Below are 19,121 nucleotides of genomic sequence, written 5' to 3' on the forward strand. Positions count from 1 at the left end.
GGAGAACGACAGGGTGGCTTTGACGTCGGACGGGGTCATGGTTCGGTCCTTTGGGTTTTGAAAAGCATCAGGTGCGCAGGTCGGCAAGGACTTCGCGCACGGCAGCGGTGTCGATTTCACCACTGGGCTCCTTGCGGCGCAGCAACAGGTCCAATAGGTCGTTGTCGGCCAGGTCCATCAGCATCGTCAGGCCTTCGGCTTGCTTGACGCTGATGCCAGAGTCCACGTGGCGCGTAAAGAATCGTTCGATGAAGAGATCGTTCTCCAGCAGGCCTCGACGGCAACGCCAGCGCAGCTTGGACAGCGCACGTTCGTCGATCAGGACCGCAGCGACTTCACTCATCGTCATCGGACTCAGACCGCGCGGCGGACCATCAGTTCCTTGATCTTGCCGATGGCCTTCGTGGGGTTCAGACCCTTGGGGCAGACATCCACGCAGTTCATGATGGTGTGGCAGCGGAACAGGCGGTACGGATCCTCAAGGTTGTCCAGGCGCTCGGCCGTGCCTTCGTCGCGGCTGTCGGCGATGAAGCGGTAGGCCTGCAGCAGGCCGGCCGGGCCGACGAACTTGTCGGGGTTCCACCAGAAACTCGGGCAGCTGGTGGAGCAGCTCGCGCAAAGAATGCACTCGTACAGGCCGTCCAGCTCCTCACGCTCGACGGGCGACTGCAGGCGCTCCTTCTCCGGCGGCGGGTTGTCGTTGACGAGGTAGGGCTTGATCGAGTGGTACTGCTTGAAGAACTGCGTCATGTCGACGATGAGGTCGCGCACGACAGGCAGGCCCGGCAGCGGCTTGAGCACGATGGTGCCCGGCAGCGTGCGCATGTTCGTCAGGCAGGCCAGGCCGTTCTTGCCGTTGATGTTCATCGCGTCCGACCCGCAGACGCCTTCGCGGCAGGAGCGGCGGAAGGACAGGCTGGGGTCCACGGCCTTCAGCTTGACCAAGGCGTCCAGCAGCATGCGCTCATGGCCGTCCAGCTCGACCTCGATGGTCTGCATGTAGGGCTTGGCGTCCTTGTCGGGGTCGTAGCGGTAGATCTGGAAGGTGCGCTTCATGTCTGGCTCACTTAGAAGGTACGGACCTTCGGCGGAACGGATTCAACGGACAGGGGCTGGAGGTTCACCGGCTTGTAGTCCAGGCGGTTGCCTTCGGAGTACCACAGCGTGTGCTTCATCCAGTTCTCGTCGTCGCGGTTCGGGTAGTCGTTGTGTGCGTGGGCGCCACGACTCTCGGGGCGGGCGGCGGCCGAGACCATCGTCGCCAGCGCGGCCTCGATGAGGTTCTCGACTTCCAGCGCCTCGACGCGCTCGGTGTTGAAGACCTTGGACTTGTCCTTCAAGCCGATGCCGCCGACGCGCTTGGCGACTTCCTGGATCTTCTGCACGCCTTCGTCCATGCTGGCCTGCGTGCGGAACACGCCGGCATGCTTCTGCATGGTCGAGCGGATGTCGTTGGCGACGTTCTGCGCGTATTCGCCGTTGGTGGCCGACTCCAGGCGCGCCAGGCGGGCCAGTGTCTTGTCCGCAGCGTCCTTGGGCAGGTCCTTGTGCGACTTCGTCTTGAGGTTGAAGTCGACGATGTGGTTGCCCGCGGCGCGACCGAAGACGACCAGATCCAGCAGCGAGTTGGTGCCCAGGCGGTTCGCGCCGTGCACCGACACACAGGAGCATTCGCCGACGGCGTAGAGGCCGTTGATGATGTCGTTGTGCTTGCCGTTCTTGGGCACGACCACCTGGCCGTGCACGTTGGTCGGAATGCCACCCATCTGGTAATGGATGGTCGGCACCACCGGGATGGGTTCCTTCGTGATGTCGACGTTGGCGAAGTTGTGACCGATCTCCAGCACCGAGGGCAGGCGCTTGGCAATGGTGTCGGCGCCCAGGTGGGTCATGTCCAGCAGCACGTAGTCCTTGTTGGGACCACAGCCGCGACCTTCCTTGATCTCCTGGTCCATCGAGCGCGACACGAAGTCACGCGGCGCCAGGTCCTTCAGCGTCGGGGCGTAGCGTTCCATGAAACGCTCGCCATTGCTGTTGCGAAGGATCGCACCCTCGCCGCGGCAGCCTTCGGTCAGCAGCACGCCCGCGCCGGCCACGCCGGTGGGGTGGAACTGCCAGAACTCCATGTCTTCCAGCGGGATACCGGCGCGCGCCGCCATGCCCAGGCCGTCACCGGTGTTGATGAAGGCGTTGGTGGAGGCCGCGAAGATGCGGCCGGCACCACCGGTCGCCAGCAGCACGGTCTTGGCCTGCAGGATGTGGACCTCGCCCGTCTCCATCTCCAGCGCGGTCACGCCGACGGCATCGCCTTCGGCGTCGCGGATGATGTCCAGCGCCATCCACTCGACAAAGAAGTTGGTGCGCGCCTTGACGTTTTGTTGGTAGAGCGTGTGCAGCAGCGCATGGCCCGTGCGGTCGGCCGCGGCGCAGGCGCGCTGCACCGGCTTCTCGCCGTAGTTGGCGGTGTGGCCGCCGAAGGGTCGCTGGTAGATGGTGCCGTCGGCATTGCGGTCGAACGGCATGCCGAAATGCTCGAGTTCGTAGACGACCTTGGGGGCCTCGCGGCACATGAACTCGATGGCGTCCTGGTCACCCAGCCAGTCCGAACCCTTGATGGTGTCGTAGAAGTGGTAATGCCAGTTGTCCTCGGACATGTTGCCCAGGGACGCGCCGATGCCGCCTTGCGCGGCGACCGTGTGCGAGCGGGTCGGGAAGACCTTGGAAAGCACGGCCACGTTCAGGCCAGCCAGCGACAGCTGCAGCGAGGCCCGCATGCCGGAGCCACCGGCCCCGACGATGACCACGTCGAACTTGCGGGTCGAAATCTTTGCCGTCATCACAGTCTCCACAGCACCTGGATTGCCCAGCCGGCACAGCCAAGCAACCACACGATAGAAAACACTTGCAGGGCCAGTCGCAGGCCGACAGGCTTCACGTAGTCCATCCAGATGTCACGCGCGCCAACCCAGGCGTGGTAGGCCAGCGAGAGGATGGCCACGAAGGTCAGGACCTTCATCCACTGCGGCGCGAAGACGCTGTACCAGTGGTCGTAGCCCAGTTCGCCGGGCATCAGGAAGCGGGCCAGCACCGCGATGGTGAACAGGGCCATCAGCACCGCGGTGACGCGCTGGGCGAGCCAGTCACGCAGGCCGTAGTGCGCACCCACGACGAGGCGCTTGGAGCCGAATGTGCTCATTGTTGTTGTCCTTGCAGGTTGGCTCAGTACAGACCGAACAGCTTGGCGCCGAGCACCACCGTCAGCGCAATGCTCAGGCCCAGCGTGAAGACCGCCGAGCTGTGGCCCTGGGCCTTGCTGACGCTGTGGGTCGCGTCCATCCAAAGATGGCGCACGCCGGCGATGAAGTGGTGCAGATAGGCCCAGATCAGGCCCAGCACGACGAGCTTGACGAACCAGGCCGGCAGACCGGCTGCACCGGCCACGAAGACGTTGGTGAAGCCGTCATAGGAGATCTCGGAGCCCAGGCTGGCGTCCAGCATCCAGACCACGAAGGGCAGCAACACGAACATCAGCACACCGCTCACGCGGTGCAGGATGGACACGATGCCAGCGGGGGGCAGACGGTAACTGACGATCTGCGTGACGTGAATATTTCGGTATACGGGTCTTGTCTTGGCGCTATCCGTCATGGTCGAGCCTGCGTAATCGGGGTGAAACCAAACGATTCTAGGCCCAAGAGTTAACCCGGGCTGGCAGCCATGCTGCACTGCGCCATCGTCAGCTTCAGTTCAAGTCGTTGCGGTAATGATCGGCGCCGGTGTGATAGAGGCCGCGCCTGAGTTCGACCGGCCGGTCGCCGTAGGTGAAGGCCAGTCGCTCCACGCTGAGCAGCGGCTCGCCCTCGGGCACCTGCAGCAGGCGCGCGGCCTCGGGCGTGGCGGCCACGGCGCGCAGCTTCTCCTCAGCACGGACCATGTGCACGCCAAAGCGCGACTCGAAGAGGGCGTAGAGCGCTCCCGGATGCCCGCCGAGCACCTCCGCCGTCAGCCCCTCGAAATGCCGTTCCGGAAGCCAGAGTTCATCAAGCACGACGGGTCGCCCGCGCCGATGCAGCAGGCGGCGGACCTCGATGATGGGCTCCGAGGTGCGCAGTCCCAGTGCGCGGGCGATCTCGGCCGTGGCACGCAGGCGGCGACAGCCCAGCAGCTCGCGCGTGAAGCTGCCGCCCTCGTCGTCGGCCACCAAACGCAGGAAGCGAAACTGCTGGCGCGGCGCTGCGTGCGTGGACACGAAGGTGCCGCTGCCCTGGCGGCGCTCGACGAGGTTCTCGGCGGCCAGTTCGTCCAGCGCCCGTCGCACGGTGCCGGTGCTGGCGCCGAAGCGCTCCGCCAAGGCCGGCTCGCTGGGGAGGGCGTCACCTGGCCGCCATTCGCCGGCGGCCAGAGCCGCGACGATCAACTGGCGGATTTGCTCGTACAACGGCGCAGGGGTCTTGGGCATGGGTGCATTGCAGCACAGGGTATGCCCGTACACTCAGCGGGATTCGCCCAGCTTTTTCAACTGCCCCTTCGGAGACTTCCATGAGCAAGAAACCCGTTCGCGTCGCCGTTACCGGCGCTGCCGGCCAAATCGGCTACGCCCTGCTGTTCCGCATTGCTTCCGGCGAAATGCTGGGCAAGGACCAGCCGGTGATCCTCCAGCTGTTGGAGATTCCCGACGAGAAGGCTCAGAACGCGCTGAAGGGCGTGATCATGGAACTCGAAGACTGCGCCTTCCCGTTGCTGGCCGGCATCGAGGCGCACAGCGACCCGATGACTGCCTTCAAGGACACCGACTACGCCCTGCTCGTCGGCGCCCGCCCGCGCGGCCCCGGCATGGAGCGCGCCGACCTGCTGGCCGCGAATGCACAGATCTTTACCGTGCAGGGCAAGGCCCTGAACGCCGTGGCTTCGCGCAACGTGCGCGTGCTGGTCGTCGGCAACCCCGCCAACACCAACGCCTACATCGCGATGAAGTCGGCCCCGGACCTGCCGGCCAAGAACTTCACCGCCATGCTGCGCCTGGACCACAACCGCGCTGCCTCGCAGATCGCCGCCAAGACGGGCAAGGCCGTCGGCTCCATCGAGAAGCTGGCCGTCTGGGGCAATCACTCGCCCACGATGTACGCGGATTACCGCAACGCCACCATCGACGGCCAGCCGGTCAAGGCCCTGATCAACGATGAGCAGTGGAACCGCGAGGTGTTCCTGCCGACCGTCGGCAAGCGCGGCGCAGCCATCATTGCCGCCCGCGGCCTGTCGTCGGCCGCCTCGGCCGCCAACGCCGCCATCGACCACATGCGCGACTGGGCCCTGGGCACCAATGGCAAGTGGGTCACGATGGGCATTCCGTCGGGCGGTGAGTACGGCATCCCCAAGGAAGTCATGTTCGGCTACCCCGTCACCTGCGAAGGCGGCGAGTACAAGATCGTGCAAGGCATCGAGATCGACGCGTTCTCGCAGGAATGCATCAACAAGACGCTGAAGGAACTGACGGACGAGCAGGACGGCGTCAAGCACCTGCTGTAATCGGGCGTAATGCCCACCCGCCATTGACCAAGGGCCGGCTTGCCGGCCCTTTTCCATTGCTGATGAACGAACTCCTGCCTCCCCGCCTGGCCCTGTTCGGCCACGAAGCCCCTCGCGCGATGCTGCCCGTCGTCGACCACTACTGCGGCGTCGAGGCCCGCATGAGGAAGAGCCTGGCACTGCAGGCCGAGCTGGGTCCGGTCTTCGACATCACGCTGGACGCCGAGGACGGCGCCCCGGTCGGTGGCGAGGCCGAGCATGCCCTGCTGATCGCCGAATTGGCGACGAGTGCGGCCAACCGCTTCGGCCGCGTCGGCGCCCGCGTCCACCCCTGGGGCCACGCCGCCTTCGAGGCGGATGTGGACACGCTGGTCGCCAAGGCCGGCGGACGTCTGGCCTATCTGATGATTCCCAAGCCCGAGGGCGCCGAAGATGTCGATCGCGCCATCGCCGCCATCGACGCGGCCTGCGAACGCCACGGCCAGCCCCGGCTGCCACTGCAGGTCCTGATCGAGACCCACGGCGCGCTGCGCGAAGTATTCCGTATCGCTGCGCACCCGCGCATCGAGTCCCTGTCCTTCGGCTTGATGGATTTCGTCTCCGCTCACGGCGGCGCCATTCCCAAGAGCGCCATGGAGCTGCCCGGCCAGTTCGAGCACCCGCTGGTCGTCCGCGCCAAGCTGGAGATCGCCGCCGCCGCCCATGCGTTCGGCAAGACGCCATCGCACTGCGTCGTCACCGAGTTTCGCGATGCATCGGCACTCGCCACCGCCGCCCGCCGTGCCGCGCGCGAGTTCGGTTACACGCGCATGTGGAGCATCCACCCCGACCAGATCCGCCCCATCGTCGAGGCCTTCGCGCCCGACGCCGACGAGGTCATCGAGGCGGCCGAACTTCTGCTGGCGGCGCAGGCGGCCCAGTGGGCGCCGACCTCCTTCCGTGACCGATTGCACGATCGCGCCAGCTATCGCTATTTCTGGACCGTGCTGGAGCGTGCCGAACGCACCGGCAGCCCGCTCCCTGTGGAGGCACGGCAGGCGTTTTTCCCAGTCTCCATCGGGTAAAGCACGGACCTGGGCGAGGCATGAGGCGCCGGACAATCCTCACACCTGCTCACCCCTGGCCGCCCTCACTTCGGCCAAGATGCGCCGCCCCCCATTTCCCCCCTCTCTTCCGCTCCACCTCGATGCCGTACACCTCGCTCCGCGGATGCGCTGCCGCCCTGATCCTGTGCGCTGCCCTGCCCGCCCTGGCCCAGACTCCGTCGACCAAGGCCACCGCCAAGCCCATCGCCAAGGCAGCCCCCAAGGCGGCCGCGAAGAAGGCCCCCCCGCCGCCGCCCGAACCCGTGCTGAATGACGCTGACGAACCTCAGCTCGCCGCCGCCGAGCGCGCCTACATCGGCGACTACGCGTGCGAGTTCAAGGAGCATGTCCACCTCGACAAGCATCCCAAGGTGGCCGGCTATATCAACGTCGCCTGGAAGAAGCAGGTCATCACGATGAAGCCCGTGCTGTCGTCAACCGGCGCCCTGCGACTGGAAGACGTGACCGGCCGCACGCTGATGATCCAGATCGCGAACAAATCGATGCTGCTGGACACCAAGATCGGCCAGCGCCTCCTGGACGACTGCGTCCATCCCGAGCAGGAGAAGCTGATCGCAGCCGCCAAGGCCGCCAAGATCGCTGATCCCGAAGCCGAGGCGGCCGAGCAGGCCCGCAGCGGTCTCGGCATCACCCCCATGGCCGGCAAGTGAACCGTCTCGGTTGAAACCCTTGGCTCAGGTATGTAGAATGAATGCATACTTTCTGATGCATACCTGAGTCGCTGGCCTGCCGGCGGCCAGCCGCTGGAGGCCTGATGGAAGCCACCGTTGCCGAGCGCGGGCAGATCACGCTGCCCAAAGCCGTCCGAGACGCCCTCGGCCTGACCAAGGGCACGACGCTCAAGGTCGAACTGGACGGTGGCCGCATCATCCTGCGCAAGGACGTGGGCGACGCCCTGTCCAAGATGCGCGGGCGCATCAAGCTGCCTGAAGGCACGACCACCGATGACGTGATGCGCGAACTGCGCGGCCGCGCACCGGGCGACCCCTACCCACCGCCGGAGGAAGCTGCTTGATCGCAGTCGACACCTCCATCCTCGTCGACTACATCGGCGACGGCCCGTCCGCGGACGAGGCCGAGCAACTGCTGCGCAGCGCGCTCTCGACCGGCCCGGTCGTGGCCTGCGAGGTGGTGGTCAGCGAGGTGGTGGCCGGCCTGGGCCACAGCGACATCGTGCTTGAAACGCTCGAAGCCATCGGCATTGGCTTCTCGCCACTGGAGTTGCGCGCTGCCCTGCGCGCCGGCGAGATGCAGCGCCGCTACCGCCAGCGTCTGCCGGCCAGCGCCGACGCCAAGCGCTCCGTTCCCGATTTCCTCATCGGCGCGCATGCCCTGCTGCAATGCCAGGGCCTGATCACCCGCGACGCCGGTTTCTTCCGCGACTACTTCAAGGGCCTGCGCGTCATCGCGCCCAGGTCCTGAGTCCGTTTTCATCCCCGTTCCAGGAGTTCCCTCATGCTCACCGCCTACCGCCAACACGTCGCCGAACGCGCCGCCCTTGGTATCCCGCCTCTCGCACTGGACGCCAAGCAGGTCGCCGAGCTGATCGAGCTGATCAAGAACCCGCCGGCCGGCGAGGACGCGTTCCTGCTGGACCTGCTGACCCACCGTGTGCCCCCGGGTGTGGACGACGCTGCCAAGGTCAAGGCCTCGTTCCTGGCCGCCGTCGCCCACGGCGACGTCAAGGTCGGCCTGATCTCAAAGGCCAAGGCCACCGAGCTGCTGGGCACCATGGTGGGCGGCTACAACGTCCATCCGCTGATCGAGCTGCTGGACGACGCCGAAGTCGCCAGCGTGGCCGCTGCAGGCCTGAAGAAGACGCTGTTGATGTTCGACTACTTCAACGACGTCGCCACCAAGGCCAAGGCCGGCAACGCCAAGGCCAAGGAAGTGATGCAGTCGTGGGCCGATGCCGAGTGGTTCACCTCGCGCCCTGAGGTCGGGAAGAAGATCACCGTCACCGTCTTCAAGGTGCCTGGCGAGACCAACACCGACGACCTGTCCCCCGCCCCCGACGCCTGGAGCCGCCCGGACATCCCGCTGCATTACCTGGCCATGCTGAAGAACACCCGCTCCGATGCGGCCTTCAAGCCCGAGGAAGACGGCAAGCGCGGCCCGATGCAGTTCATCGACGACCTGAAGAAGAAGGGCCATGTCGTGGCCTATGTCGGCGACGTTGTCGGCACCGGTTCCTCGCGCAAGTCCGCCACCAACTCGGTCATCTGGGCCACCGGCGAAGACATCCCCTTCGTGCCCAACAAGCGGTTCGGCGGCGTCACGCTGGGCGGCAAGATCGCTCCCATTTTCTTCAACACGCAGGAAGACTCCGGCTCGCTGCCGATCGAGGTGGACGTCTCCAAGCTGGAAATGGGTGACGTCATCGACGTGCTGCCCTATGACGGTAAGCTTGTGAAGAACGGCGAGACCGTCGCCGAGTTCAAGCTCAAGAGCGACGTGCTGTTCGACGAAGTGCGCGCCGGCGGCCGCATCAATCTCATCATCGGCCGCTCGCTGACCGCCAAGGCGCGCGAGTTCCTGGGCCTGCCCGCCTCCACCCAGTTCCGCCTGCCGCAGGCACCGGCGGCGTCGACCGCCGGCTTCACGCTGGCCCAGAAGATGGTCGGCCGCGCCGTGGGCCTGCCGGAAGGCCAGGGCGTGCGCCCGGGCACGTACTGCGAACCCAAGATGACGACCGTCGGCTCGCAGGACACGACCGGCCCGATGACGCGCGACGAGCTGAAGGACCTGGCCTGCCTGGGCTTCTCGGCAGACCTGGTCATGCAGTCTTTCTGCCACACGGCCGCCTATCCGAAGCCCGTGGACGTCAAGACCCACCGTGAGCTGCCTGCCTTCATCAGCAACCGCGGCGGCGTGGCCCTGCGCCCTGGCGATGGCGTCATCCACAGCTGGCTGAACCGCCTGCTGCTGCCCGACACGGTCGGCACCGGCGGCGACTCGCACACCCGCTTCCCCATCGGCATCTCCTTCCCGGCCGGCTCCGGCCTGGTGGCCTTCGGCGCCGCCACCGGCGTGATGCCGCTGGACATGCCCGAATCGGTGCTGGTGCGCTTCAAGGGTGAGATGCAGCCCGGCGTGACGCTGCGCGACCTCGTGCATGCCATCCCGCTGTACGCCATCAAGGCGGGTCTGCTGACCGTCGCCAAGGCCGGCAAGAAGAACGTGTTCTCGGGCCGCATCCTGGAGATCGAGGGCCTGCCGGACCTGAAGGTCGAGCAAGCCTTCGAGCTGTCCGACGCCTCCGCCGAGCGCTCCGCCGCCGGTTGCACGATCAAGCTGAACCCGGCACCGATCAAGGAGTACCTGACCTCCAACATCGTGCTGATGAAGAACATGATCGCCGACGGCTATGCCGACGCGAAGACGCTGCAGCGCCGTATCGAGAAGGTTGAGGCCTGGCTGGCCAAGCCCGACCTGCTGGAAGCCGACAAGGACGCCGAGTACGCTGCCATCATCGAGATCGACCTGGCCGACATCAAGGAACCCATCCTCTGCTGCCCCAACGATCCGGACGATGCCAAGACGCTGTCCGACGTGGCCGGCACCAAGATCGATGAGGCCTTCATCGGTTCGTGCATGACCAACATCGGCCACTTCCGCGCGGCGGCCAAGCTGCTGGGCGGCCAGCGCGACATCCCGGTCAAGCTGTGGGTCGCCCCGCCGACCAAGATGGACCAGAGCGAGCTGATCAAGGAAGGCCACTACGCCGCGTTCGGCACTGCCGGCGCCCGCACCGAGATGCCGGGCTGTAGCCTGTGCATGGGCAACCAGGCCCAGGTGCGCGAGGGCGCGACCGTCGTGTCCACGTCGACCCGCAACTTCCCGAACCGCCTGGGCAAGAACACCAATGTGTTCCTGGCCTCGGCCGAGCTGGCCGCCATCGCGTCCAAGCTGGGCAAGATCCCGACGGTGGCCGAGTACCACGACGCCATGGGCATCATCAACAAGGATGCCGCCAGCGTGTACCGCTACATGAACTTCGACCAGATCGAGGAATACGCGGACGCCGCGAAGAGCGTGGCCGCCTGACGGCCCCTGCCCCTGAAAGCCCCCGCCGGCCCCCAGCCGGCGGGGGCTTTCGTGCTTCCGGCCACAACCGGCTGTTACCTGCGGGCCGCGCCGTCTTCCCAGAATCGACGCTCCATCAACCCAAGGAGACGAACATGGGCAAGAAACTGCTTCTGCTGGCCGGCGACTACGTGGAGGACTACGAGATCATGGTGCCCTTCCAGGCGCTGCTGGCGGTGGGCCACCAGGTCGACGCCGTCTGCCCAGGCAAGAAGGCGGGCGATTTCGTGTTCACCGCCATCCACGACTTCGAAGGCGCCCAGACCTATTCCGAAAAGCCCGGCCACCGCTTCGTGCTCAACGCCAGCTTCGATGCCGTACAGGCCACCGACTACGACGGCCTGGTGATCCCCGGCGGTCGCGCCCCGGAGTACCTGCGCACGGTGGCCGGCGTGCTGCCGCTGGTGCAGCACTTCGCCCAGGCCGGCAAGCCCATCGCGGCCATCTGCCACGGCGCTCAGCTGTTGGCCGCCGCGGGCGTCATCCGCGGCAAGAAGGTTTCGGCCTACCCGGCCTGCGCCGCCGAGGTGGAGCTGGCGGGCGCCAGCTACGCCAGCATTCCCGTGGACCAGGCCGTCACCGACGGCAATCTCGTCACGGCACCTGCCTGGCCGGCCCACCCTGCCTGGATCGCGCAGTTCCTGGCCGTGCTGGGCACGCGCATCAGCCACTGAGCGGCGCGCACAATGCCGCCAGGAGGTGTGCCATGTGTCAGGTCTTCATCAGCGCCAACCCCGAATCCTACGAGTCGCGCACGCGCTCGGTACGCCTGCACGGCGTGGTCACCAGCATCCGCCTGGAGAACCTGCACTGGGAGGTGCTGGACGAGATCGCCGCGCGCGACGGCATGAGCGTCACGCTGCTGATCGAGAAGCTGTACGACGAGCTGGTACAGGCGCGCGGCGCGGTTGGCAACTTTGCATCCTTCCTGCGCGTCTCGGCGCTGCGCTACATGGCGCTGCTGGCACGCCAGCGCATCCCGGCCGACCTGGGCGTGCCCATACGCTCGCTGGATCCCGCCGCCGTGCTGGCGGACCTGCCGCCCAGTTGGGCGCGCAGGCCGGACCGGGTGGAACTGCCACGCGCCGGCGACTGAAAACACACAGGGGCCTCGCGGCCCCTGCTTGCTGAACCTGCGGAGCGCCCCAGGGGCGCCCGGCTCACACCACGCCCTGGGCCAGCATGGCGTCGGCCACCTTCACGAAGCCGGCCACGTTGGCGCCTGCGATGTAGCTGACGCTGCCATCGGGGCGCGTGCCGTGCTTCAGGCAGGCGGCATGGATGCCCTGCATGATCTGCAGCAGCCGGGCATCCACCTCCTCACGCGTCCACGACAGGCGCATCGCGTTCTGGCTCATCTCCAGGCCCGACGTCGCCACGCCGCCAGCGTTGCTGGCCTTGCCCGGCGCGTAGAGCACACCCGCCGCCTCGAAGGCCTTGGCAGCCTCGATGGTCGCGGGCATGTTGGCGCCCTCGGCGACGCACAGCACGCCGTTGCCGATCAGCTTGGCGGCGTCCTGGGCGTCCAGCTCGTTCTGCGTCGCGCAGGGCAGCGCCACGTCCGCCGGCACATGCCAGGGGCGCATGCCGGCCTCGAAATGCGCCTGGGTCCGCCGCGCGTAATCGCTGACGCGGCCGTAGTGATGGTTCTTGACGTCCATGAGGATGGCCAGCTTCTCTGGCGTAAAGCCGGCCTCATCGACGACCGTGCCGCTGGAGTCCGACACCGTGACCACCTTGGCGCCCAGCTGCATCGCCTTCTCGACCGCGTACTGCGCCACGTTCCCCGACCCGGACACCGACACGCGCAGTCCCTCGAAGGAACGGCCACGGGTCTTGAGCATCTCCTGTGCAAAGTAAACAGTGCCGTAGCCGGTCGCCTCGGGGCGGATCAGGGAGCCGCCGAAGGCCAACCCCTTGCCCGTGAACACGCTGGCGGCACTGTTGGACAGCTTCTTGACCATGCCCGCCATGAAGCCCACTTCCCGCCCACCCACGCCTATGTCGCCGGCCGGCACGTCGCTATCAGGGCCGACGTGACGGAACAGCTCGGTCGCAAAGGCCTGGCAGAAGCGCATGATCTCGGCCGGGCTCTTGCCCTTGGGGTCGAAGTCCGAGCCGCCCTTGCCGCCGCCCATGGGCAGCGTGGTCAGCGCATTCTTGAAGGTCTGCTCGAAGGCCAGGAACTTCAGCACGGACAGATTGACCGAAGGATGGAAGCGCAGACCGCCCTTGTAGGGCCCGATGGCCATGCTGTGCTGGATGCGGTAGCCGCGGTTGACGTGCACGTCGCCATGATCGTCTAGCCAGGAGACACGGAACATCACGATGCGCTCAGGCTCCACCAGGCGGTCCAGCAGGCCCTGCTCCGCATAGCGCGGATGCGTCTCGATGAAGGGCCACAGGCTTTCCATGACCTCGGTCACGGCCTGCAGGTACTCGGGCTGGCCGGGATTGCGGTGGGCGACATGCTCGAGGAATTGACCTAGGGACGCGTATTTCATGGAAGCAGATCTCGGGACAGGAGGGGCGGAACGTCGCCACAACAGGCCGTCATGTTAAAAAGACATGAAGCCATGCACCATCTTGGGTTGCCAACCCCGGTTTCGCACCAGAAATAGGCATCGCGGATCGCCTCCCGACAACCCTCAACTGTCGAAAACCACTCAACTCTGAACTTCGTTCATTCAAGTCTGAACTTTTGGAGGTGGCGCCCGCCGGGCGCTCGGCCTGGCGGCGTTGGATGGGTGGGTGGCCGCGCCGGGCCTTCGGGTCGGCCGGTGGCGAAGGCGACGACGCGACGGAAGAAGCCCGCTGGCGGGGCGCTATGGGGCATCCTTCTCGTTGGGGCGGCCATGTTTGTGAATTTATGGTTTCACAAATTGGCCAATATGTGTAATCTCTCTTTATGCCAAGAGTCGCCGATTGCATCGCCTCGCTGCCTAGCTCCGTGCAGGTTTCCCTGGGAGTACTGGGGGAGCACCTTCGCTTGGGCCGCAAGCGGCGCAAGGAATCCTTGCGCTCCTGGGCGCTGCGCATGAACGTGTCCGTGCCCACGCTGGCCGCGATGGAAAAAGGTGATCCGCGCGTGAGCATGGGGGTCTACGCCACGGCCTTGTGGCTCGTGGGTCAGGATGACGCCTTGCGCCACCTGGCGGCCCCGGAGAGCGACGCGCAGGCCCTGGCCCAGGAAATCCTGGCGATCCAGAACAAGGGGAGGCGGCGCGATGGTTGATGCCTACAAACCGCAAGACGCGATGAGCCTGTGGTGGCTGGGGGTGGGGCAGCAGAGCGCGCCGCGCTTGATCGGTCGCATCTGAACGGAAACCGGGAACGTTCAGAGTTGAATGAACACCCGGTTCAGGACTCGGCGAGCATGAGGCTCGCAAGCCCTTGATCGGGCTAGATTTCGGGCCGCGCGAAGTACAGAGATGGGCGGTTCTCGCCATCAACGTCGTGAGCGTCGATCACGACGCGGAGCAAGACACAGACTCGCGGTCCCCTTTTCTTTGCGGCTGGCGGCCACGGCTGGGGCGCCGGCAGTACGGATTGGGAGCTGGCGAGTACCCGTCGAACGCGCCAACGAAAAAGCGGCCCGAGTTTCCTCAAGGCCGCTCGCGCGCAGGGAATGTCAGGCTCAGGCCTTGATGTCCAGCAATGCGCCGGTGGTGTTGAGCTGCGTCTGCAGCACCTTCAGGTTCGCAACGAACGCGTACGCCGCCGACTGCTGCTCGACCACCTCGTTGGCCGGATTGATCTCGCGCTCGGGCACCTTGTCGACGTTTGCGGGTTCGGGGCTGAGGCGATCCTGATTGCTCGTCGCCAGGTTCGCGATGTTGGCCGCCGATGCACGCAGCCGCTCGTTGGCGGCCGACATGCCGGACAGGGCGGTGGAGAAGGCGACGGTCATGGTCTTCAGTGTTGAGCGCTCCGACCGCTACATCGGCCAAGCTGGACCCAACTTTAGAACATTCGGCAAAAAACCCCACATTTCAGCGGATCACACCATCGAAATCCGTGAAATCAGCCCGCAAGCTCCTCGTAGCCGCCGGCCGACACGAAGACCCGCACACTGTCGCCGCCCGCCGCCTTGGCCTCGGTACAGGCCAGCGCAGCGGCTCCCAGCACCGCCTCCACGGTCGCGAGCGCGGGCTGGACCTGAACCACGCCCAACGATGCCTTCACCCGGGTGCGGTGCAGGCCCCAGCGCAGCCGATAGCCGGCGACGGCGGAACGCACCTTTTCGGCAATGATCTGCGCGTAGTGCTGGTCGCAATCAGGCAGAAGGATGGCGAAATGGTCTTCCTCAAGCCTGGAGACAAGATCAGAGGCTCGCACCTTGCCGATCAGCATCTGGCCCAAGCCATAGAGGAAATGGTCGCCCACCTCGGCACCCATGTCCCGGATGACATCGCTGAACTTGTCGACGTCCAGCCACAGTATCGACACGGGCTCGCCGCGGCGGCTGCCGACATGCTCGGCCAGTCGGCGCTCGAACTCCCGGCGGTTGGCCAGCTCGGTAACGGTGTCGTGCTTGGCCGTCCAAGTCGGCTGCAAACGCTGCGCGCGCGCGGCCGTCACGTCCTCCACGATCCAGAGCGCCTCGGCCCCAGGGGCTTCCCAGTGCACGGGCGTGGCCTGCAGCCGCCCCCAGAACCGGTGGCCGTCGCGCTTCACATACTCGATCTCCTCGTCCAGCGGCCGGCCGGCGGCAAAGGCTGCCGCCGCGCGCTCCGTCAGGCCCGCATGCGCCAGGTCGGTGGTGTGCACCACGCGCGTGCCCTGACCGCACAGGTCGTTGTCGTCGCCAAAGCCGAAAAGATGGTTGAACTCATCACTGACGACCTCAAAACGCTGGCCGCTGACAAAGGCGACGGCCGTCGGCGCACGCACCAGCAGGGCGCGCAGTCGGGCGGCGGTGGTGTCCTCGTCGAGGGCGGGGGCGCTGCTCATGGGGAGTCTCCGGATCGATCTTCAGGCCCGACTATCGCAGGACTGCCGGCTTTCGGCCATGCAGCCCATCACGGGATCAGCTTCAGGGCGCAATCTGCTCCGCATAGTCATACAGCGCCGCGAGGATCTCCTCGCCGCGTTCGTCGGCCGCCTCGCCCAACTGGTCGATGCGTTCCATGAAAGCCGACAGCGTCTGAGCGCCACCCTCGCCTGCGTGCAGCCTTGCGCTCAGATGCGCATGCCAGCGCTCCGCCTCCTCGGCCGACAACGCCTGCGGGAAGTTCCGCGCCCGCCACCGGAACACCAGCTCATCCAGCCGAGCGTCCTGGAAGGCCAGCTTTCCTTGGGCGGCGCGCTCGGTGAGCTGCTCGGGCGGCGTCGTGCGCACGCGGTTCAGCGCACGACGATCCTCAGTCCCGATGAAGCCACCGTAGAGGTCCTCGTCCACATCGGCCGGCGCGAATGGCTCGCGCTGGAACACATCGGCCCACAGGCCGTCCAGCAACCGCCCCTTCTCCGCCAGCACCTTGGCGTTCTCGAGCTGGGCCTCGACGTCATGGCCCCAGCGCTGGGCCATTGCCGGGCTGAGCGTCTTCAGGTTGCCGATGACGATCGGGCTCTTGTTGACGTGGATGGTCTTGATGGGCAGGCGTGTGACGCCCTCCGGCAGTTCGTCCTGCTTCGTGAACATGCGCTGGCGGATGGTCTCGGCATTCAGCGTCAGCAGCTCCTCGGGCGACATGGAACAGTCCCACACGATCAGCTCGTTCTTGTTCGTCGGGTGCGGGGCCAGCGGCCAGACCAGTGCGATGCAGCCGCGGTCCGGGCCGTACATGCCCGAGACATGCAGGAAGGGCTTGCCGACGCCGATCTCTTCCCACACCGCCTGCTTGGTGCGCAGCTTGACGCAGAAATCCCACAGCTTGGGCTGGGCCTGGCGCAGCTTGCGCGCCAGCGCCACGGTGGCACGCACGTCGGACAGCGCATCGTGTGCGGCTTCATGGGCTACACCGTTGGCGAGTGTCAGGTGCTCGAGCTTGAAGCTCGGGCGGCCGTCCTCGTGCCGGGGCCATTCCAGGCCGTCAGGCCGCAGCGCATAGGCGCAGCGCACGACATCCAGCAGGTCCCAGCGGCCGCAGCCGTTCTGCCATTCACGGCCGTAGGGGTCGATGAGGTTGCGCCAGAACAGGTGCCGCGTGACTTCGTCGTCAAAGCGGATGGAGTTGTAGCCCACACCGACGGTGCCCGGCAGGGCCAGCACGGTCTCTATGGCCGCGGCGAACTCGTGCTCCGGCACGCCGTTTTTCAGGCAGTGCTGGGGCAGGATCCCGGTGAGCAGGCAGGACTCGGGGTCGGGCAGGTAGTCGGGCGCGGGCTGGCAATACAGCATCAGCGGCTCGCCGATCTCGTTCAATTCGGCATCGGTGCGCAGGCCGGCGAACTGCGCCGGCCGGTCGCGGCGCGGCACGCGGCCGAAAGTCTCGTAGTCGTGCCAGAAAAAGCTCAGATCGGTCATGTCGTCACGATAGCGCAAGCCCTGACGAACGCTTCAGTCGCCAAGCCTGGGGGGCTCCGCTAGAGTGGTCCGAACGTCGCATGAAGGAAGGGAGCTCGCCTTGAAGACCCACTCAGCGCTGCTTGATGCATGCCTGGCCCTCACGCTCGCGGGGGGGTTGGCAGCAGCCCCCGGCCTGGTACGGGCCGAGGACGACACCATCGCCACCGACCGCCCGGATTTCGTCGAATCCAGCGACGTGGTGGGCAAGGGACGCTTTCAGCTCGAGACCAGCGTGGCCTTCGAGCGGGACCGCCAGGGTGGCGTGAAGACGCGTCTGGCCAGCACCCCCACGCTGCTGCGCATCGGCATCGCCGAAGCCTGGGAACTGCGCTTCGAGACAGACGGCCGGCTGCGGCAGAAGACGGAGGCGGCCGGCCTCACGACGCGCGAGAACGGCTGGTCCGACCTGTCGGTGGGCGTCAAATGGCACCAGCGAGACGGCGATGAGGAAGCCGGCACGCCTGGGCTGGGCTGGCTGCTGCACATGGACGTGGACAGCGGTTCGGGGGCATTCCGCGGCCATGGGCTGCGGCCATCGCTGCGCTTCGTGGCCGAATGGGAGTTCGCGGGCGGCTGGTCGTTCGGCGTCATGCCCGGCATCTACCGCGACCGTGACGAGGACGGCCGGCATTTCGTCGGCGCCATATTGGCCGGCGTCCTCGGCAGATCATTCACCGACAGGTTGCGCGGCTTCGTCGAGGTTTCCGGCCAGCAGCTCGCTGCCAGCCGCCATGGCGGCAGTGTCGTCACCTTCGACACCGGGCTGGCCTATCTCTTGGGCCGCGACCTGCAGGTGGACATGGCCCTGTCCCGCGGCATCAACAGGAATGCGCCCGACCTGGCTTGGACGGTCGGCGTGTCCGCCCGCTTCTGAGGAGACGCTTCGATGAGCCTCACCATCCGCCAGCGCCTGCTGGCCCTGAGCCTGCTGGGCCTGTTCTTCGTCTCCCTCGTCGGCGTGGTGGGCTATTTGGCCCTGGGCACGTTGTCCAGCACCGCCGAGTCGGTCGCCCGCTCCAACGCGGCGCTGCGCTCGCAACTGGAGGCGGACATGATGCACGACGCGCTCCGCGGCGACGTGCTGCGTGCAGTGATGGGCGGACTCAAGGGCCAGACAACCGAAGTGGCCGACGCGCAGCGCGACATTGCAGGGCACACCAAGGCGTTCCGCGAGCACATGGACGAACTCAAGTCCCTGGACCTCAGCCCGGCGATCTCGGCGGCCATCGGCAAGACCCAGGCCCAGCTCAATGCCTACATCGACAGCGCCAATGAGGTGGTCGCACTGGCCGGCAAGGACCTGGCCGCAGCCGAAGCCCGGCTACCGGTCTTCGGCAAGGCCTTCAAGGCGCTGGAGGCAGAGATGGAGCAGCTCAGCGACCTCATCGAGGCCCTTGCCAAGGAAACCGACGCGACCGGCGCGGCCTCGGCATCACGCGCACGGTGGTTGCTGATCGCGGCGGCCATCATCGGCGCGGCGCTGCTGCTGGGCTTCAATCTCGTCGCGGCGCGCAGCATCACGCAGCCGCTGCAGCGCGCCGTCAGCCACACGCAGACCGTCGCGGCCGGCGACCTCAGCCATCACGTAGAAGGCCACACCCGCGACGAAACCGGCCACCTGCTGCTTGCGCTGGAACAGATGGGCACAAGCCTCGCCCACATCGTCGGCCAGGTGCGCTCGAGCGCGGACTCCATCGCCACCGGCTCGGCCGAGATCGCCACCGGAAGCGCGAACCTGAGCCAGCGCACCGAGGAGCAGGCCAGCAGCCTGGAGCAGACGGCATCGGCCATGGAGGAGCTGACCGCCACCGTGCGCAACAACGCCGAGACCGCCCAGCGCGCCACCGCGCTCGCGCGCTCGGCCGCGGCAGTGGCTCAGCAAGGCGGCACCG

General features: G+C 66.5%; 21 protein-coding genes. 11 read left to right on the plus strand and 10 right to left on the minus strand.

Annotated elements, in window-relative coordinates:
• Positions 1–67: 67 nt before the first annotated feature.
• The 6 genes from VGF12_RS09600 to VGF12_RS09625 all read right to left on the minus strand — a co-directional run bounded on the left by VGF12_RS09600 (position 68) and on the right by VGF12_RS09625 (position 4,459).
• Positions 68–343: a succinate dehydrogenase assembly factor 2 gene (locus tag VGF12_RS09600; RefSeq protein ID WP_331175810.1), complete on the minus strand. Its 276-nt coding sequence runs from the start codon at positions 341–343 to the stop codon at positions 68–70.
• A gap of 11 nt (positions 344–354) precedes the next feature.
• Positions 355–1,056, minus strand: coding sequence for a succinate dehydrogenase iron-sulfur subunit (locus VGF12_RS09605; RefSeq protein WP_331175811.1), 702 nt, complete (start codon positions 1,054–1,056; stop codon positions 355–357).
• Positions 1,057–1,067: 11 nt separating this feature from the next.
• Positions 1,068–2,837 carry a succinate dehydrogenase flavoprotein subunit gene (gene sdhA, locus VGF12_RS09610; RefSeq protein WP_331175812.1) on the minus strand — a complete coding sequence of 590 codons (1,770 nt, stop codon included), beginning with the start codon at positions 2,835–2,837 and terminating at the stop codon, positions 1,068–1,070.
• A complete protein-coding gene (gene sdhD, locus VGF12_RS09615; RefSeq protein ID WP_331175813.1) occupies positions 2,837–3,196 on the minus strand; it encodes a succinate dehydrogenase, hydrophobic membrane anchor protein in 360 nt (119 codons plus the stop codon). Before sdhD ends, sdhA begins: the two co-directional genes overlap by 1 nt.
• Before the next feature lie 23 nt (positions 3,197–3,219).
• Positions 3,220–3,648, minus strand: a complete 429-nt coding sequence (gene sdhC, locus VGF12_RS09620) for a succinate dehydrogenase, cytochrome b556 subunit (RefSeq protein WP_331175814.1) — start codon at positions 3,646–3,648, stop codon at positions 3,220–3,222.
• A 94-nt stretch (positions 3,649–3,742) separates the two neighbouring features.
• Positions 3,743–4,459, minus strand: coding sequence for a GntR family transcriptional regulator (locus VGF12_RS09625; RefSeq protein WP_331175815.1), 717 nt, complete (start codon positions 4,457–4,459; stop codon positions 3,743–3,745).
• Between the two features lie 80 nt (positions 4,460–4,539).
• Between VGF12_RS09625 and VGF12_RS09630 the strand changes: the two genes are divergently transcribed.
• The 8 genes from VGF12_RS09630 to VGF12_RS09665 all read left to right on the plus strand — a co-directional run bounded on the left by VGF12_RS09630 (position 4,540) and on the right by VGF12_RS09665 (position 11,814).
• Entirely contained in the window at positions 4,540–5,526 is a 987-nt protein-coding gene (locus VGF12_RS09630; protein ID WP_331175816.1) for a malate dehydrogenase, read from the plus strand.
• Between the two features lie 62 nt (positions 5,527–5,588).
• Positions 5,589–6,590, plus strand: a complete 1,002-nt coding sequence (locus VGF12_RS09635; RefSeq protein ID WP_331175817.1) for an HpcH/HpaI aldolase/citrate lyase family protein — start codon at positions 5,589–5,591, stop codon at positions 6,588–6,590.
• Between the two features lie 122 nt (positions 6,591–6,712).
• Positions 6,713–7,282: a hypothetical protein gene (locus VGF12_RS09640; protein ID WP_331175818.1), complete on the plus strand. Its 570-nt coding sequence runs from the start codon at positions 6,713–6,715 to the stop codon at positions 7,280–7,282.
• A gap of 104 nt (positions 7,283–7,386) precedes the next feature.
• Positions 7,387–7,647 carry an AbrB/MazE/SpoVT family DNA-binding domain-containing protein gene (locus VGF12_RS09645; RefSeq protein ID WP_331175819.1) on the plus strand — a complete coding sequence of 87 codons (261 nt, stop codon included), beginning with the start codon at positions 7,387–7,389 and terminating at the stop codon, positions 7,645–7,647.
• Positions 7,644–8,054: a type II toxin-antitoxin system VapC family toxin gene (locus VGF12_RS09650; RefSeq protein WP_331175820.1), complete on the plus strand. Its 411-nt coding sequence runs from the start codon at positions 7,644–7,646 to the stop codon at positions 8,052–8,054. Before VGF12_RS09645 ends, VGF12_RS09650 begins: the two co-directional genes overlap by 4 nt.
• 33 nt (positions 8,055–8,087) lie before the next feature.
• On the plus strand, positions 8,088–10,679 hold the full coding sequence (gene acnB / locus VGF12_RS09655) for a bifunctional aconitate hydratase 2/2-methylisocitrate dehydratase (RefSeq protein ID WP_331175821.1): 2,592 nt from the start codon (positions 8,088–8,090) through the stop codon (positions 10,677–10,679).
• A gap of 134 nt (positions 10,680–10,813) precedes the next feature.
• A complete protein-coding gene (locus tag VGF12_RS09660) occupies positions 10,814–11,392 on the plus strand; it encodes a DJ-1/PfpI family protein (RefSeq protein ID WP_331175822.1) in 579 nt (192 codons plus the stop codon).
• Between the two features lie 32 nt (positions 11,393–11,424).
• On the plus strand, positions 11,425–11,814 hold the full coding sequence (locus tag VGF12_RS09665; RefSeq protein ID WP_331175823.1) for a ribbon-helix-helix domain-containing protein: 390 nt from the start codon (positions 11,425–11,427) through the stop codon (positions 11,812–11,814).
• A 64-nt stretch (positions 11,815–11,878) separates the two neighbouring features.
• On the opposite strand, the gene gdhA is transcribed toward VGF12_RS09665, so the two are convergent.
• A complete protein-coding gene (gene gdhA / locus VGF12_RS09670) occupies positions 11,879–13,222 on the minus strand; it encodes an NADP-specific glutamate dehydrogenase (protein WP_331175824.1) in 1,344 nt (447 codons plus the stop codon).
• Between the two features lie 485 nt (positions 13,223–13,707).
• Between gdhA and VGF12_RS09675 the strand changes: the two genes are divergently transcribed.
• Positions 13,708–13,953 (plus strand): XRE family transcriptional regulator, encoded by a 246-nt coding sequence (locus tag VGF12_RS09675; RefSeq protein WP_331175825.1) that lies wholly within the window; start codon positions 13,708–13,710, stop codon positions 13,951–13,953.
• Positions 13,954–14,355: 402 nt separating this feature from the next.
• Here the strand turns inward: VGF12_RS09675 and VGF12_RS09680 are convergent, their stop codons facing one another.
• From VGF12_RS09680 to sbcB, 3 genes are all read right to left on the minus strand, one after another.
• The gene (locus VGF12_RS09680) at positions 14,356–14,628 is read right to left on the minus strand and encodes a flagellar basal body rod protein (RefSeq protein WP_331175826.1); all 273 of its coding nucleotides are present in this window, start codon (positions 14,626–14,628) and stop codon (positions 14,356–14,358) included.
• A gap of 113 nt (positions 14,629–14,741) precedes the next feature.
• Positions 14,742–15,671: a GGDEF domain-containing protein gene (locus tag VGF12_RS09685; protein WP_331175827.1), complete on the minus strand. Its 930-nt coding sequence runs from the start codon at positions 15,669–15,671 to the stop codon at positions 14,742–14,744.
• 82 nt (positions 15,672–15,753) lie between these two features.
• On the minus strand, positions 15,754–17,187 hold the full coding sequence (sbcB, locus tag VGF12_RS09690; RefSeq protein ID WP_331175828.1) for an exodeoxyribonuclease I: 1,434 nt from the start codon (positions 17,185–17,187) through the stop codon (positions 15,754–15,756).
• A 100-nt stretch (positions 17,188–17,287) separates the two neighbouring features.
• Here sbcB and VGF12_RS09695 point away from each other — a divergent pair, with 100 nt between their 5' ends.
• Together VGF12_RS09695 and VGF12_RS09700 are read left to right on the plus strand one after the other, a co-directional pair.
• Positions 17,288–18,103 (plus strand): transporter, encoded by an 816-nt coding sequence (locus VGF12_RS09695; protein WP_331175829.1) that lies wholly within the window; start codon positions 17,288–17,290, stop codon positions 18,101–18,103.
• A gap of 12 nt (positions 18,104–18,115) precedes the next feature.
• The coding region (locus VGF12_RS09700; protein ID WP_331175830.1) for a methyl-accepting chemotaxis protein at positions 18,116–19,121 on the plus strand (1,006 nt) is incomplete at its 3' end.

The organism is Roseateles sp. (assembly GCF_036404855.1).
Taxonomy (GTDB): Bacteria; Pseudomonadota; Gammaproteobacteria; order Burkholderiales; family Burkholderiaceae_C; genus Pelomonas.

Excerpts from the sequence above, each read along its gene's own strand:
- sbcB (WP_331175828.1), bottom strand. The coding sequence starts at position 17,187 with ATGACCGATCTGAGCTTTTTCTGGCACGACTACGAGACTTTCGGCCGC.
- sdhA (WP_331175812.1), bottom strand. The coding sequence starts at position 2,837 with ATGACGGCAAAGATTTCGACCCGCAAGTTCGACGTGGTCATCGTCGGG.
- VGF12_RS09625 (WP_331175815.1), bottom strand. The coding sequence starts at position 4,459 with ATGCCCAAGACCCCTGCGCCGTTGTACGAGCAAATCCGCCAGTTGATC.
- VGF12_RS09645 (WP_331175819.1), top strand. The coding sequence starts at position 7,387 with ATGGAAGCCACCGTTGCCGAGCGCGGGCAGATCACGCTGCCCAAAGCC.
- sdhD (WP_331175813.1), bottom strand. The coding sequence starts at position 3,196 with ATGAGCACATTCGGCTCCAAGCGCCTCGTCGTGGGTGCGCACTACGGC.
- VGF12_RS09630 (WP_331175816.1), top strand. The coding sequence starts at position 4,540 with ATGAGCAAGAAACCCGTTCGCGTCGCCGTTACCGGCGCTGCCGGCCAA.
- VGF12_RS09660 (WP_331175822.1), top strand. The coding sequence starts at position 10,814 with ATGGGCAAGAAACTGCTTCTGCTGGCCGGCGACTACGTGGAGGACTAC.
- VGF12_RS09680 (WP_331175826.1), bottom strand. The coding sequence starts at position 14,628 with ATGACCGTCGCCTTCTCCACCGCCCTGTCCGGCATGTCGGCCGCCAAC.
- VGF12_RS09600 (WP_331175810.1), bottom strand. The coding sequence starts at position 343 with ATGAGTGAAGTCGCTGCGGTCCTGATCGACGAACGTGCGCTGTCCAAG.
- VGF12_RS09635 (WP_331175817.1), top strand. The coding sequence starts at position 5,589 with ATGAACGAACTCCTGCCTCCCCGCCTGGCCCTGTTCGGCCACGAAGCC.
- VGF12_RS09685 (WP_331175827.1), bottom strand. The coding sequence starts at position 15,671 with ATGAGCAGCGCCCCCGCCCTCGACGAGGACACCACCGCCGCCCGACTG.
- sdhC (WP_331175814.1), bottom strand. The coding sequence starts at position 3,648 with ATGACGGATAGCGCCAAGACAAGACCCGTATACCGAAATATTCACGTC.
- VGF12_RS09605 (WP_331175811.1), bottom strand. The coding sequence starts at position 1,056 with ATGAAGCGCACCTTCCAGATCTACCGCTACGACCCCGACAAGGACGCC.
- gdhA (WP_331175824.1), bottom strand. The coding sequence starts at position 13,222 with ATGAAATACGCGTCCCTAGGTCAATTCCTCGAGCATGTCGCCCACCGC.
- VGF12_RS09640 (WP_331175818.1), top strand. The coding sequence starts at position 6,713 with ATGCCGTACACCTCGCTCCGCGGATGCGCTGCCGCCCTGATCCTGTGC.
- VGF12_RS09665 (WP_331175823.1), top strand. The coding sequence starts at position 11,425 with ATGTGTCAGGTCTTCATCAGCGCCAACCCCGAATCCTACGAGTCGCGC.
- acnB (WP_331175821.1), top strand. The coding sequence starts at position 8,088 with ATGCTCACCGCCTACCGCCAACACGTCGCCGAACGCGCCGCCCTTGGT.